This is a genomic window from Pectobacterium polaris (genome assembly GCF_002307355.1).
Classification (GTDB): Bacteria; Pseudomonadota; Gammaproteobacteria; order Enterobacterales; family Enterobacteriaceae; genus Pectobacterium; species Pectobacterium polare.
Map to the genome: position 1 here is coordinate 3,384,303 of NZ_CP017481.1, position 14,741 is coordinate 3,399,043.

The window sequence follows — 14,741 nt, forward strand, 5'->3', positions numbered from 1 at the left end:
ACGTTCTCTGTTTTCCCGCTAATGCTGGCGGTTTTCTGTACTCAGCTGGTCACTCAGACCACATTCAGAATCTCTCTGATTCACACCAACTCTTTTTATTACCACTCAATGCGGCTCATGCATTGATGTCATCTGCTCGTTCATTTTCTGGAGTCTGACATGGAATTTTTGCTAGATCCTTCAATCTGGGCAGGCTTATTGACGCTGGTGGTACTGGAAATTGTTCTGGGTATCGACAATTTGGTGTTTATCGCCATCTTGGCGGATAAATTACCCCCCAAACAGCGAGATAAAGCCCGCATTATCGGTTTAAGCCTGGCGCTGTTAATGCGTCTGGGGCTGTTGTCTTTGATTTCCTGGATGGTCACACTGACGCGTCCATTGTTTAGCCTTGGTGATTTCAGTTTCTCGGGTCGTGACCTGATTTTGCTGTTCGGCGGTGTGTTCCTCTTGTTCAAAGCCACGATGGAGCTGCATGAACGGCTAGAGAATAAAACGCATGATGGCAACGGCAATCGCGCCCACGCGAGTTTCTGGGCTGTGGTGGCACAGATCGTCGTGCTGGATGCCGTGTTCTCGCTGGATGCTGTGATTACTGCGGTGGGCATGGTCGATCACTTGGGCGTCATGATGACGGCGGTGATCATCGCAATGGGTGTCATGCTGATTGCTTCTAAACCGTTGACCAACTTTGTTAACGAACATCCAACGGTGGTTGTCCTGTGTCTCAGCTTCTTGCTGATGATTGGTTTGAGCCTGATGGCGGAAGGTCTTGGCTTCCATATTCCTAAAGGTTATCTGTATGCGGCGATTGGCTTCTCTATCCTGATCGAAATGTTTAACCAGATTGCCCGTCATAACTTTATGAAGCATCAGTCGCACCGTCCTTTGCGTGAACGTACCGCAGAGGCCATTCTGCGCCTGATGGGCTCACGGAAAAACACGGACGATGTGGATTCTGATGAACCGCAGAAGAAGCTCACAACAGAGGAATTCGCCGAAGAAGAGCGCAATATGATCAGCGGCGTGCTGACATTAGCCTCGCGTTCACTGCGCAGCGTGATGACACCGCGGACTGAAATTTCCTGGGTGGATAGTGCAAGTTCTGTCGAACAGATCCGTATGCAATTGCTGGATACGCCTCACAGCCTCTTCCCAATCTGTCGCGGGTCGCTGGATGAAATTATCGGCGTGGTCCGTGCCAAGGATCTGCTGGTGGCGTTGGAAACACAAACTGATGTGGAAAATTTTGCTGCGGCTAACCCACCTATTGTCGTGCCGGAAACGCTGGATGTGATTAACCTGCTGCCTGTTCTGCGTCGTGCGAAAGGTAGCCTGGTCATCATTGCCAACGAATTTGGCGTAGTGCAAGGGTTGGTCACGCCACTGGACGTGCTGGAAGCGATCGCGGGTGAGTTCCCGGATGAAGACGAAACGCTGGATATCATCCCAGACGGCGAAGGCTGGCTGGTGAAAGGCGGAACGGATCTACACGCTTTGCAACAGGTGGTGGATAGCAGCGAGCTGGTTGATCCGAAGGAAGAGTATGCTTCACTGGCAGGTATGCTGTTGGCGCACAGTGATGAGTTCCCGAAAGTCGGTGCCATTATCGAGTTGTACAACCTGCGCTTCCATATTATCGAGGTTTCCGAATACCGTATTGAACTGGTGCGTGTAGAACGTATCGTCGTGCGGGAAGAGGATGACGACGCATAAGCGCTGTCGGGCGTGATGATCGCACCCTGCGAGCGGTAGTACGCTGGCAGGGTGTTTTTTTGCCGAAAAGGGCGTGGGCAGAGACTCCGCTATATTACTTTACGACTTTAAAAGGATCGGGAACGGTATGTTGGTTAGCATTGTTCCAATAGTTCTGTAGTACCCAACCATATTCTGGTAACCCATTGATAAAGGGGGGAAGCATCGCGTCAGCTGTGGGGTTTTTCCAGTCTGCTTGTAATTCTGCACCAAGCGCAAACACACTTTCAAGCTCAGCCCCAGCCGCAGTCATTCGCTGCATCGCCGCATCCGCCTCGTATTTGCTCCATGCGCCAGAGGCATCAACAACGGGATAGACTTGATACCCATCATTGATCATTGCCAATGTCGGTAAGGTGACACAGGTTCCCAATGTGACACCGGAAATGATAATGTGTCGGCGACCCGTTTTGGCAACCAAATCTTCTAACGCTTTACGGAACGTCGGATCTTCATAAGCGTTGATAATACCGGTACGACGGTAAATTGGTTGATCTTTGAATATTTCTTTTAGTTCCGGCAGCGTATCGCCATTCTGCCACTGAGCATTGGAGCTCGTCATTAATACAGGAATGTCTAATGCTTTAGCCATCTGCGCCAAGGCAATAACATTATTTTTATAGCCAGATGCTTGTTGAAAATCTCGAACGCTTGCCATCAGCCCCACTTGGTGATCGACAAACAGCATAATGCTATTTTCAGGCGTCGGTTTATCATAAGCCACGCGGCCAGCTTTACGTGCTTCTGAAGGGCTGGTTTTATAGGGTAAAACCTTACTCGTAATAGGACTAACAATATCTGTTGATTTCTGATCTGCAAAAGAAAAAGAGGAAAAACAAAATATTGTTAAAGCGATAGAGAGTTGAGTCAATTTCATATGAGACATCATTTTCCTGAGAAATAAAAATAATAAAGAATGAATTAAATACGGCTAATCCAGGTCGGTGCAATTTGAGTTCCTTTACCGGCCCCGTAACCAAAATAAATATTTAGTCCGCCGAGAGGCTCCAGATAACGAGCATTCTTTAGTCCTCCCGTATCTACCGGAGAGAATCCGATACTTTCGATTAATTCGCGAACAGTTTCTTTTGCTGATTCGCTATCGCTAGCATAAAAAACCGGGACAGTTTCATTCTGGGAAAATATCGCCCCTTCAGCTAAAACTTGAGCAAAAATCGTGTTAAATGCTTTAACAACAAGAGCGCCAGGGACCATTTTCGCGATTTCCTCTCCCGCAGAGGTATCATGGCCAAGGGTTAATCCCATGTAGTCGGCTGTGAGTGGGTTGGTTATATCAACAATCACTTTCCCATTGAGATCGCCAAGGGACTGTAAGGCGGAGCGCGCATCATTGTAGCCTACCGCTAAAATCGCGATATCGGCATCCTGCAATGCGTCATCCGATGCCACTGCCACCGCCCCAGGATATTGAGCGGCAAGCGCTCTGGTTTTGGTCAGATCACGAGCAGTGACACGTACTTCATGCCCCGCTAACGTGAGCTGTTTGACGAACCCTTGCCCCATATTTCCAGTACCTATAACGGCAATTTTCATTGTGTCATCTCTCGTGAAGTTAAAGTATCAGCGACACTTTATTAGTAATGATGGTAATGATAAATAACGGGTAATTAGATATATTGTCTCGCAGGGGGATACAATGGATAAATTGCAAGCGATGGCTACCTTTGTTGCGGTAGTGAAAGCAGGAAGTTTTGTCAAAGCGGTGGACAGTACCGGGTTTTCAAAACCGGCCGTATCACGACAAGTTATTGAGTTAGAAAAATTTTTAGGCGTAAGATTACTCCATCGCACCACGCGGCGTATTTCTTTGACTAATGAAGGCCAAATTTATTACTTGCGTTGTAAAGAGGTGTTATCGGTTATCGAAGAGGCTGAAAATCAAATTTGCACCGGTGCCAATCAGGCACATGGCCGCTTGCGGATTGGTGTACCGCAGGATTTCGGTGTACTTCAGTTGGCCCCATTGTGGGGACAGTTTATGGATAAAAACCCGAAAGTTGAGCTTGATATTGTTCTTTCTGATCGTAACGTCGATCCCGTAGAAGAAGGATACGATTTAGTCGTTCGCATCGGTAATCTGCCTGATTCAACGTTGATATCCTCTTTGTTGGCAACAACTCGGCTAATATTGTGCGCCTCACCTGAATATCTTCGCATTCGGGGTACACCGACACACCCTATAGACTTAGATAAACATGTAGTGATTGCTTATAGTTATAACTCCAGTGGCAACGAATGGTTATTTTGCAAGGAAAAAAGAGAACAGATTAAAGTTAATATTCACCCGCGCCTCAATGTTAATAATGGTGCAACATGCCGATTTCTTGCTATCGAAAGCCAGGGGATAATCTTGCAACCAGATTTTCTGGTATATAGCGATATTATCAAGGGGAGGTTGGTGGAAATTATTCCAGACTGGCAAGCGCAAACACTCGGAATACACGCGCTTTATCCTACACGCACACTATTGCCACTCAAAGTGCAGCTTTTACGTGATTTTCTATCCGATGCCTTACGACCTAAGACATGGTTATTGTCCGCTTATGATCCGTGGGAAAAATTATTAACAGGAAAGTGAACGAACAATGATGGAATATGTGCGCTATGGTAATGCATCACCCTCAGCCGTATAGAGGCAGGAACGCGTGGTTGAATAGGTTGGACTTTCAACGGCAAGCGGGATGGCGGGGGGGAGCCCGCCTCCAGTGTGGTTGCCTGCCTATCCGCTCAGGGACACGTCTTGTGGACTGGCGTGAACGAGATTAAGTCGAGTTGGTGGACTTTTCGTTGATGAAAAAACGGGAGTGCGCCGTTAGCCGATCAATCACACTGCACTTTAATCGCCAGTCCGCCCCGTGAGGTTTCGCGGTATTTAGCGTTCATGTCTTTACCCGTTTCGTACATGGTTTCAATCACCTTATCTAACGAGACGCGTGCTTCGCTGGTGCGGCGGGTTGCCATGCGGGCGGCGTTAATCGCCTTAACGGAAGCAATTGCGTTACGTTCGATGCACGGAACCTGTACTTGGCCGGCAACCGGATCGCAGGTTAAGCCCAGATTGTGTTCCATGCCGATCTCGGCGGCGACGCAAACCTGTTCTGGGCTCGCACCCATCAGTTCTGCCAGTCCAGCGGCTGCCATGGAGCAGGCCACGCCCACTTCACCCTGACAGCCCACTTCGGCACCGGAGATGGAGGCGTTCATTTTGTACAGAATGCCGACCGCGCCCGCCGCGAGGAAATAACGAATATAAATGGTCGGGCTAACCGGCTCGATGAAGTGGTCGTAATAGGCGAGGACTGCCGGGACGATGCCGCACGCACCGTTCGTTGGTGCGGTAACCACACGGCCACCTGCGGCGTTCTCTTCATTCACCGCCAGCGCGAACATATTGACCCAGTCCACCACGTTCATCGGGTCGTTGGACAGCTTATCGGTAGACACCAGCATACGGCGCAGCGCAGAGGCACGACGTGGCACGCGCAGCGGGCCGGGTAAAACACCTTCGGTGTTCATGCCACGATCGATACAGGCACGCATTGTCTGCCAGATATCGGCAAAGTAGGCGTCAATGTCCTGACGGCTATGCAGCTCCAGCTCGTTACGCATCACCATCCCAGAAAGCGACAGGCCACTCTGTTTGCAGTGATCCAGCATCTCTTTGGCGGAATTGAACGTATAGGGAACGGATACATCAGTGGCGCTGTCTTTGCCAAAATTCTCTGCATCAACGATGAAGCCACCACCGATGGAATAATAGGTTTTGCTATAAATTTCTTTATTGCCAGCAAAGGCGGTGACAGTCATACCGTTTTCGTGCAGCGGCAGATTTTCACTGCGGAAAACCATACCGCCTTCGCGTGGGAAATCTACCTCGTGCTGCCCGTTAGCCAGCAGCAGGCGTTCGCGTTGCTCAACATCGCGGATGAAACCGGGAATGGCATCAATATCAACGGTATCTGGCATGTTGCCCGCCAGACCCATAATGATAGCGATATCCGTATGGTGGCCTTTACCCGTCAGCGACAGCGAGCCATACACATCGACGGCAATGCGCGTGGTTGCGGTCAGTCGATCCTGGTTGATCAATTCATCGACAAATTGCTTACCGGCTTTCATCGGTCCAACCGTATGAGAGCTAGAGGGGCCAATACCGATTTTAAACATGTCGAAAACGCTTATCACGCGAAACTCCTCAAAGACTCAGGGTCGTATCCACTCTTTATTATCTGATCGCCTGCATCCGGTTCCTTCATCATAATCAGATAGTTATGCTGCGAATTATCTGATGATTTCGGTTCCAGCGAGACATGACCTGAATTTTAGTGGATATATACCCCAAGATTAGAATAAAACTCGTCAAATCGCGCTATTGTAGTGTGGAATATGTCGTGTGGCTTTCTTTTTCGCATGAAATAAACTTATGTCATCACATAATTTAACTTATCCTAAATACGATCTAAGTCATTGTAAATGCTATAGGTGGATGCTTTTTGATCGCAAAGGCCGCTTTTTAAATAAGGATATTTGGCGAGGGAAAAGAAGTGATGAACCAAAAGCCGCTGAACGCGGCCTCGGGCTTAGGGCTTGTCGGAAATCTGTAAGGCGAGCTGGTGGATGATGGCGGCGGTTAGCCCCCAGACAAACTGCTGCTGATACCAGGAAAGATAAACCCGATGACGCTGCTGCTTGCGCTCGATATCCAGTGGATAATAGCGCGTCAACGCGAAGGCCTCGTCCAGCGGCATTTCAAACAGTTCGGCGACCTCGTCTTCATTGGGATGAAAGCGAGTCTGTGGAGCGATCAGCCCGACGACCGGTGTGACCTGAAATCCACTGACGCTGTCCAGCGGCGGCAATACGCCCAGCACCTGGACGTTTTCCGGTGGAATAGCCACTTCTTCCTGCGCTTCACGCAGCGCTGTTTCGATGATGGAACGATCTTCTTTATCCGCCGCACCGCCGGGGAACGCCACTTGCCCAGCATGCTTACGCAGATCGGCAGAACGTCGGGTCAATAACAGCGTGGGCGTAGGGTGACAAATAATCGGCACCAGAACCGCAGCCTGACGCTGCTGGTGCACAGGCCGCAGCGATGGCGGAAGCTGTAACTGAAAGCGCGTAATAAAATCGTTCAGCGCAAAAGCCGTTGGCGGCAAGGCGATCTCACTCATTGACTCGGTACCTGAATTGTCTGGGAGCCATCCAGCAGGGGAAGAATGCGGCCCACTTTATCAAACGTTTCCTGATATTCAGCCTGTTCCTGACTGTCGGCGACGATGCCGCCGCCCGCCCAGCAGTAAATTCTGCCGCGTTCGGTTAATAGCGTCCTGATGGTGATATTGGTATCCATGGTGCCGCACAGGCTGATATAGCCGACGCTACCGCAGTAGGCATTGCGGCGCTGAGGTTCCAGTTCTTCAATAATCTGCATAGCGCGGATTTTGGGCGCGCCGGTAATCGAGCCGCCGGGGAAACAGGCGCGTAGCAGCGTGGTTGCAGGGCAATCTTCCGGTAGCTGTGCTTCAATGGTGCTGACCAGATGGTGCACGGCGGGGAAAGGTTCGACGACGAACAGCTCCGGCACACGGACGCTGCCCGGCACCGCGACACGACCGATGTCGTTACGCAGCAGATCGACAATCATCAGGTTTTCTGAGCGATCTTTTTCCGAATTAGCGAGCCGCACCGCCTGTTGTTTATCGGCATCTGGGTCTGCGAGGCGCGGCAGTGTGCCTTTAATCGGGCGCGTTTGAATGCGGTGATTTTCCAGCCAGAGAAAGCGTTCCGGCGATACGCTGATGACGGTATTTTCCGGCAGGCGCAGGAAGGCGGAAAAGGGCGCTTTATTGCCTGCTGACAGTCGTAAAAATGCCTGCCATTCATCGCCCTCGTAAGCCGCGGAAAAGCGCTGCGCCAGATTGACCTGATAGCAGTCTCCCGCCAGAAGGTAGTCCTGTATTTTGCGGAATTTTTCGCCATATGCTTCGCGTGACATATTCGGCTGCCAAGCGCTGGTAAGGCTGAAATCGGATTTTGGGGCGTTAACGGACGGAGTCGCTAACCAATCGAGCCGTGCCTGAAGGGAATGATGTACGATCAACGTTAACGTTTTTCGATGGTGATCGGCAACCAGCGCCCAGTCGTATAGACCCACCGCCATATCCGGCAAATCAATATCTTGCTCGGCCTGTGCGGGCAGCGTTTCAATTTGACGTCCCAAATCATAGCCGAACAGGCCAAGTGCGCCCCCCTGAAAAGGGAAATCAGGATGTGCTTCCGCGGACAGCGCGAGTGAATCAAGCTGCTGTTGCAGTAAAGCAAATGGATCGCCGTCCACGATGTTCGTTACACCGTCACGCGTGATTTCCGTTTTGCTTCCGCGCGTGCAAAGTGTGACTCGCGGATCGGCGACCATAATATCGAAGCGATTATGCGGATGATCGGCAAACCCGGAATGCAGCAACATCGCCCACGGCTGTTGGGAAAAGGGCGCAAAGCGATCGAGCAGCACGGTCGGGTAGTAAGGCAGCGCGTGATGAATAGCGGCGGCAGCCGTCGCGGTAGTCAAATCGCTGGTGTCGGTTACGTGAGTCGTATTAGCGGCAATCATGTTCTTCGTGTTGTGTCTACAGTATGGTTGTGTTGATAGCGCGTCGATTTTCCTGACCACAGCGTACCACAAAGCAGAAATGCTGGTGTATGCCGAAGCGGGCATGCGATGATACGCGCGAATTTACCAACCAGGAAACTATCATGATTGCAGGTATGCCCGCGCTGACGCACAAGCAGCAGCAAGATGCTGTAGAGCGTATTCAGGAACTCATGTCTGAGGGCATGAGCAGCGGCCAGGCGATAGCACTGGTTGCGGCGGAGATCCGTCAGAATCATCAAGGCGACACCGTCGCGATGATGTTTGACGAAGAGGATGACGAATTTAACGACAATAATGACAGCGACGAAGAACACCATTTTGATGATGGTGAAGAGGAAGAAGAGCAGTAATCACCACGTCTCTCCCTCTTCTGGATATATAAGACGGTGGCTTATATCGCCGCAATCGCTTTGATTTCGACTTTGAATTTCGGGTGCATCAATTTAGCCTGCACGGTGCAGCGTACAGGCGCGCTACCCGCCACGACCCAGGCATCCCACGCGGCATTCATAGCGGCAAAATCATCCGCATCGGCGAGAAAAATCGTCACGTCTAACAGCTTGCTCTTCTCTGTTCCCGCCTGTTGCAGGATCGCATCTAACGCGCCCAGCGCGTTTTCCGTTTGCGCCTGTGCGTCATCATCCAGATTTTCCGGCACGCTGGTGTAATAGAGCGTGTTGTTATGGATTACGGCGTCTGACCAGCGTGCTTCAGGATTAATTCGTGTGATCGCCATGAGGTGGGTTTCTCCATTGTGGGGATAATTAAAAGAGTGACATCAACCAATGCCAGCCGCCAAGCCTAACACAGCAGGTTGCGGCACGCTTTCCTGATTTAAGGTGGTAGCGTTGGGTGACTCTTGGCATAATCAGCGCGATATTTTGCCGCGACCTGAAACGGTTATCGGCTTACAGATACAGCATTCCCTTGAAAAAGAGAGCAGGCGTGACGAACGATCGTGTAATTGATGATTTTGCTAATGACGGCGTGCTGGCGAAAGCGATCACAGGCTTCAAGCCTCGTGAACCACAGCGGCAGATGGCGCAGGCCGTCATGCAGGCTATCGACGATAAAACAGCGCTGGTGGTGGAAGCGGGTACCGGAACCGGTAAAACCTATGCCTACCTTGCGCCTGCTTTGCGTTCAGATAAAAAAGTCATCATTTCGACCGGATCAAAAGCGCTACAGGATCAGCTCTATAGCCGCGATTTACCAACGATCGCGCAGGCGCTGAAGTACAAAGGCAAATTAGCGTTGCTGAAAGGTCGCTCGAACTATCTCTGTCTGGAGCGGCTTGAACAGCAATCGCTGGGCGGCGGTGATTTACCCGGTGAAACGCTGAGCGAACTGGTTCGGCTGCGCGGCTGGTCGTCGGAAACGACGGAAGGCGATGTCACGACCTGTTCAGGCGTGGCGGAAGACAGCGCGATCTGGCCGTTAGTGACCAGCACCAACGATAACTGTCTGGGCAGCGACTGTCCGCACTATAAAGAGTGCTTCGTGGTGAAAGCTCGGCGTAAGGCGATGGATGCCGATATCGTGGTGGTTAACCACCATCTCTATCTCGCCGATATGGTGGTGAAGGAGAGCGGTTTTGCGGAGCTGATCCCAGAAAGCGACGTCGTCATTTTCGATGAAGCTCACCAGATTCCCGATATCGCCAGCCAATATTTCGGTCAGCAGCTTTCCAGCCGCCAACTGCTGGATCTGGCAAAAGACATCATCATTGCTTACCGCACCGAAGTGCGCGATGCCTCTCAACTGCAAAAAAGTGCCGATCGTCTGACGCAAAGTACGCAGGATTTTCGGCTGGCGCTGGGCGATCCGGGGTTTCGCGGCAATCTGCGTGATGTGCTCGAACAGCCGTCGCTTCAGCGTGCGCTGGTGCTGCTGGATGATGCGCTGGAGCTGTGTTACGACGTCGCGAAACTGTCGCTCGGGCGTTCAGCGCTGCTGGATGCCGCCTTTGAGCGCGCTACGCTTTATCGCAACCGCCTGAAACGGCTGAAAGACGTGCAGCAACCGGGTTACAGCTACTGGTATGAATGTAATTCACGTCATTTCGTGTTGGCGCTGACACCGTTGTCCGTCTCCGATCGCTTTCGTGAACTGATAAAAGAGAAGCCTGCGGCCTGGGTGTTTACCTCCGCGACGCTGTCTGTTAACGATCAACTCTTCCACTTCACCGATAGGCTGGGGCTGGATAACGCGAATACGCTCCTGTTACCCAGTCCGTTTGATTATGCCAATCAGGCGCTGCTCTGCGTCCCCCGTAATTTACCGGAAACCAATCGCCCCGGTGCGGCAAAAAGGCTGGCGGCGATGTTGCGGCCGTTGATCGAGGCGAATCAGGGGCGCTGTTTTATGCTGTGTACCTCGCATCAGATGATGCGCGATTTGGCAGCCGAATTCCGCGCCACGTTGACGCTACCGGTGCTGTTACAGGGAGAAACTGGCAAGGCGCAACTGCTGTCGCAGTTTGTGTCGGCGGGTAATGCCTTGCTGGTGGCGACAAGCAGCTTCTGGGAAGGGGTGGATGTGCGTGGCGATACGCTCTCCTGCGTCATTATCGATAAACTGCCCTTTACCTCGCCGGACGATCCGCTGCTGAAGGCGCGTATTGAAGACTGTCGCTTGCGTGGCGGTGAGCCTTTCGACGATGTACAGGTTCCCGATGCGGTGATTACCCTGAAGCAAGGCGTGGGTCGCCTCATTCGTGATGTTGAGGATCGCGGTGTGATTGTGATTTGCGATAATCGACTGGTGATGCGCCCGTATGGTGCCGTGTTCCTTAATAGCCTGCCGCCGACGCCACGTACCCGCGATATTGGGCAGGCGATTAATTTCCTGACGCGTAATACCTAATTCCCCACTGGCGATTGCTGCATGGTCTGACCGATGGTGGGAAGGGCTGCGGCACGGCAGGGGCTTATGCTATGATACGGGTTATTAAGATTTATTTATCCTGCCTGAGGTTGGCATGTCTACGCGAATTCTAGCGCTTGATACCGCAACGGAAGCCTGTTCCGTCGCACTCTGGAATGAAGGTGAAATTCATTCTCTGTTCGAAATTTGTCCCCGTGAACACACACAACGTATTCTGCCGATGGTTCAGCAGGTGCTGGCCGACAGCGGCCTGACGCTCAAGGATCTTGATGCGCTGGCTTTTGGTCAGGGGCCGGGAAGTTTTACCGGTGTGCGGATTGGTATCGGTATTGCCCAAGGGCTGGCATTGGGAGCGGATTTACCGCTGCTTGGCGTATCGTCATTGGCGACCATGGCGCAGGGCGCTTTCCGCCTGACGCAGGCAACGCAGGTGCTGGCGGCCATCGATGCGCGAATGGGAGAAGTGTACTGGGGCTGCTATCAGCGCAATGCTGACGGCGGCTGGCAGGGTGAATCCGAGGAAGCGGTCTTGAAACCTGAGCAGGTGCAGGCATTAACTGCCGCGCTGTCAGGCGAATGGGCCACGGTAGGAACCGGATGGGAAACTTACCCTGAACTGGTAAACCATTCCTCACTGGTGTTATCAAAGGGCGAGGTGCTGTTGCCGCAGGCGCAGGACATGTTGCCGCTGGCCTGTCAGCTATGGCAGGCAGGAAAAGCGGTCAGCGTCGAGAATGCGCAACCGCGCTACCTGCGCAATGAAGTGACCTGGAAAAAGCTGCCCGGCCGCGAATAACAGAATGCACATTCGACGTGAAGTATGCCCGTCATAAACAGCAACTTATTCGATGCTGAGCAGTCTAACTATCAGATATCTGGTAGAGGGGGTTGTGCTATGTCCGTACAAATAAAAAATGTGCATCTGAATCAGAAAAAAGCACGCCTCTGTCTGGCGGCGGCGGCAGCGCTGCTGCTTTCAGGCTGTGTCACGGTGCCGGATGCCATTAAAGGCACGTCACCAACGCCGCAGGACGATTTAGTGCGTGTGATGAATGCGCCGCAGATTTATGTCGGTCAGGAATCACGCTTTGGCGGACGAGTGGTCAGTATCCGCAATGAAGCGAATAAAACGCGGCTGGAAATTGCCAGCATGCCGCTGGATAGTGGCGCAAAACCGCTGCTGGATATGCCGTCAGAAGGGCGTTTTATTGCCTATGTGAATCGCTTTCTGGAACCCGTCGATTTTAAAGACCAACTGGTTACCGTTGTCGGGCCGATTGTCGGCACCGAACAGGGCGCTATCGGGGATAAACCCTATCGTTATGTCGTGATCGACGCGCAAGGCTATAAACGCTGGAATGTCGTGCAGCGTCTGATGGTGCCGCCCGGCGGCTATGGCCCGTGGGGATGGCGTGCGGGTTACGGCTACGGCTGGGGCCCCGGATGGGGATTTGACGGCGGTTGGCCGGGGCCGGCGCGCATTGAGAATGTCGTGACAGAATAAGAATCTACTCAGTAGGCTATTGAGATCAGGCGACGCAGGTTGCCTGATTTTTTTTGAATAAAGAATAAATTAGTGATCGTTCTCGCAACCTGAACATTGTTTGTTAGCTAACTGGTAGGCTGAGTTAAAATAATGTTAATAACAATAAGCCTCTGAGGGCGACGACGATGCCACTAAAAAAATATCTCGGGAGTGACGTCTTGGAAAAAATTTGGTTATCACGCTATCCGGCGGATGTGCCGGCGGAAATCGATCCAGATCGCTATTCGTCGTTGATTGAAATGTTTGAAAATGGCGTGAAGCGCTATGCCGATCGACCTGCGTTCGTCAACATGGGTGAAGTGATGACGTTTCGTAAGCTGGAAGAGCGGAGCCGGGCATTTGCGGCCTATCTGCAAAACCAGCTTAAATTGCAGAAAGGCGATCGCGTCGCGTTGATGATGCCCAATCTGCTGCAATATCCCGTCGCGCTGTTTGGCGTGTTGCGTGCAGGTATGGTGGTGGTTAACGTTAACCCGCTGTATACGCCACGTGAGTTGGAACATCAACTGAAAGACAGCGGTGCCAGCACGATTGTTATCGTGTCTAACTTTGCGCATACGCTGGAAAAGATCGTCCATAACACGGCAGTGAAGCACGTTATCCTGACTCGCATGGGTGACCAGCTCTCTACGGCAAAAGGCACGTTAGTTAACTTCGTGGTGAAATACATTAAGCGGCTGGTGCCCAAATACCATCTGCCGGATGCCATATCGTTTCGTCGTGTTTTGCAGGAAGGGCGGCGTCAGCAGTATATTCGTCCCGACATCATCAATACTGATTTAGCATTTCTGCAATATACCGGCGGCACCACGGGCGTCGCTAAAGGCGCCATGCTCACGCACCGCAATATGTTGGCGAATCTTGAGCAGTGTAAAGGCGCATACGGTGCCGTTTTGCGTGAAGGAACTGAGCTGGTAGTGACCGCACTCCCGCTGTACCACATCTATGCGCTGATGGTGAATGGCCTGCTGTTCTTTGAATTGGGCGGGAAGAATCTCCTGATTACTAACCCCCGCGATATTCCAGCGGTGGTGAAAGAGCTGAAGCAGTATCCGTTTACCGCAATCACGGGCGTGAATACGTTATTTAACGCGTTGCTCAATAATAAAGAATTCCATGAATTGGATTTTTCGGCACTGCGGCTATCCGCAGGTGGTGGCGCGTCAGTGCAGCAGTCGGTGGCAGAGCGCTGGGAAAAATTGACCGGTAAACATCTGCTCGAAGGCTACGGATTGACGGAGAGTTCTCCTGTAGTATCGGGCAACCCGTACGATCTGAAGCATTACAGCGGCAGTATTGGGCTACCGATGCCGTCAACGGATGTCAGAATCATTGATGATAACGGCAATGACGCAGGTCCGGGGGAATCCGGTGAGCTGTGGGTGCGTGGGCCGCAGGTGATGTTAGGGTACTGGCAGCAGCCTGCTGCGACGGATGAGGTGTTAAAAGACGGCTGGCTGGCGACGGGTGACGTTGTCACGTCTGATGATGAAGGATTCCTGCGGGTTATCGACCGTAAGAAAGACATGATTTTGGTTTCCGGCTTTAACGTCTATCCGACCGAAATTGAAGATGTGATCAGCCGTCATCCCAAAGTGTCCGAGTCGGCAGTGGTTGGGGTGGAGAATGAGGTCTCCGGTGAGGCAGTCAAAGCCTTTGTCGTCAGACGCGACAACTCGTTAACGAAAGAAGAACTCATTACCCACTGCCGCCGTAACCTTACGGGTTACAAAGTGCCGAAAGAGATCGAATTCCGCGACGATTTGCCGAAGTCTAACGTGGGGAAAATTCTGCGTCGCGAATTACGCGGCGAGAAAACGGCGAAGAAAGACGCTGCCGCCTGACGATTTTCCACGAAAAACGACTGCCAGAGAGAGG

13 protein-coding genes are annotated in these 14,741 nt (G+C 52.0%); 7 read left to right on the forward strand and 6 right to left on the reverse strand.

The genetic code is table 11. The features are described 5' to 3' along the window. Nucleotides 1-159: 159 nt before the first annotated feature. A complete protein-coding gene (locus tag BJJ97_RS15250; RefSeq protein ID WP_095994478.1) occupies nucleotides 160-1,716 on the forward strand; it encodes a TerC family protein in 1,557 nt (518 codons plus the stop codon). 94 nt (nucleotides 1,717-1,810) lie between these two features. Here BJJ97_RS15250 and BJJ97_RS15255 read toward each other — a convergent pair whose 3' ends face one another. Together BJJ97_RS15255 and BJJ97_RS15260 are read right to left on the reverse strand one after the other, a co-directional pair. Continuing rightward, the gene (locus tag BJJ97_RS15255) at nucleotides 1,811-2,632 is read right to left on the reverse strand and encodes an isochorismatase family protein (RefSeq protein ID WP_227003528.1); all 822 of its coding nucleotides are present in this window, start codon (nucleotides 2,630-2,632) and stop codon (nucleotides 1,811-1,813) included. A 44-nt stretch (nucleotides 2,633-2,676) separates the two neighbouring features. Next, nucleotides 2,677-3,309, reverse strand: coding sequence for an NADPH-dependent F420 reductase (locus BJJ97_RS15260; protein WP_095994479.1), 633 nt, complete (start codon nucleotides 3,307-3,309; stop codon nucleotides 2,677-2,679). Nucleotides 3,310-3,412: 103 nt separating this feature from the next. On the opposite strand from BJJ97_RS15260, the gene BJJ97_RS15265 reads away from it, so the two are divergent. Next, complete coding sequence (locus tag BJJ97_RS15265; protein WP_095994480.1) at nucleotides 3,413-4,354, forward strand: LysR family transcriptional regulator; 942 nt, start codon at nucleotides 3,413-3,415, stop codon at nucleotides 4,352-4,354. Between the two features lie 242 nt (nucleotides 4,355-4,596). On the opposite strand, the gene BJJ97_RS15270 is transcribed toward BJJ97_RS15265, so the two are convergent. From BJJ97_RS15270 to pabB, 3 genes are all read right to left on the reverse strand, one after another. Continuing rightward, nucleotides 4,597-5,961, reverse strand: coding sequence for an L-serine ammonia-lyase (locus BJJ97_RS15270; RefSeq protein ID WP_095994481.1), 1,365 nt, complete (start codon nucleotides 5,959-5,961; stop codon nucleotides 4,597-4,599). A 395-nt stretch (nucleotides 5,962-6,356) separates the two neighbouring features. Beyond that, nucleotides 6,357-6,950 (reverse strand): CoA pyrophosphatase, encoded by a 594-nt coding sequence (locus BJJ97_RS15275; RefSeq protein ID WP_095699374.1) that lies wholly within the window; start codon nucleotides 6,948-6,950, stop codon nucleotides 6,357-6,359. Beyond that, nucleotides 6,947-8,389: an aminodeoxychorismate synthase component 1 gene (gene pabB, locus BJJ97_RS15280; RefSeq protein WP_095994482.1), complete on the reverse strand. Its 1,443-nt coding sequence runs from the start codon at nucleotides 8,387-8,389 to the stop codon at nucleotides 6,947-6,949. The genes BJJ97_RS15275 and pabB overlap by 4 nt, the downstream gene beginning before the upstream one ends. Nucleotides 8,390-8,532: 143 nt before the next feature. On the opposite strand from pabB, the gene BJJ97_RS15285 reads away from it, so the two are divergent. Next, a complete protein-coding gene (locus BJJ97_RS15285) occupies nucleotides 8,533-8,781 on the forward strand; it encodes a YoaH family protein (protein ID WP_095701905.1) in 249 nt (82 codons plus the stop codon). A 41-nt stretch (nucleotides 8,782-8,822) separates the two neighbouring features. On the opposite strand, the gene BJJ97_RS15290 is transcribed toward BJJ97_RS15285, so the two are convergent. Beyond that, complete coding sequence (locus BJJ97_RS15290) at nucleotides 8,823-9,167, reverse strand: RidA family protein (protein WP_095994483.1); 345 nt, start codon at nucleotides 9,165-9,167, stop codon at nucleotides 8,823-8,825. A 209-nt stretch (nucleotides 9,168-9,376) separates the two neighbouring features. Here BJJ97_RS15290 and BJJ97_RS15295 point away from each other — a divergent pair, with 209 nt between their 5' ends. The 4 genes from BJJ97_RS15295 to fadD all read left to right on the forward strand — a co-directional run bounded on the left by BJJ97_RS15295 (nucleotide 9,377) and on the right by fadD (nucleotide 14,707). Then, entirely contained in the window at nucleotides 9,377-11,296 is a 1,920-nt protein-coding gene (locus tag BJJ97_RS15295; protein WP_095994484.1) for an ATP-dependent DNA helicase, read from the forward strand. Nucleotides 11,297-11,411: 115 nt separating this feature from the next. Beyond that, nucleotides 11,412-12,113, forward strand: coding sequence for a tRNA (adenosine(37)-N6)-threonylcarbamoyltransferase complex dimerization subunit type 1 TsaB (gene tsaB, locus BJJ97_RS15300; protein WP_095994485.1), 702 nt, complete (start codon nucleotides 11,412-11,414; stop codon nucleotides 12,111-12,113). A 99-nt stretch (nucleotides 12,114-12,212) separates the two neighbouring features. Beyond that, the gene (locus BJJ97_RS15305; protein WP_095994486.1) at nucleotides 12,213-12,821 is read left to right on the forward strand and encodes a Slp family lipoprotein; all 609 of its coding nucleotides are present in this window, start codon (nucleotides 12,213-12,215) and stop codon (nucleotides 12,819-12,821) included. 200 nt (nucleotides 12,822-13,021) lie between these two features. Next, entirely contained in the window at nucleotides 13,022-14,707 is a 1,686-nt protein-coding gene (gene fadD, locus BJJ97_RS15310; protein ID WP_125460909.1) for a long-chain-fatty-acid--CoA ligase FadD, read from the forward strand. Nucleotides 14,708-14,741 lie beyond the last annotated feature (34 nt).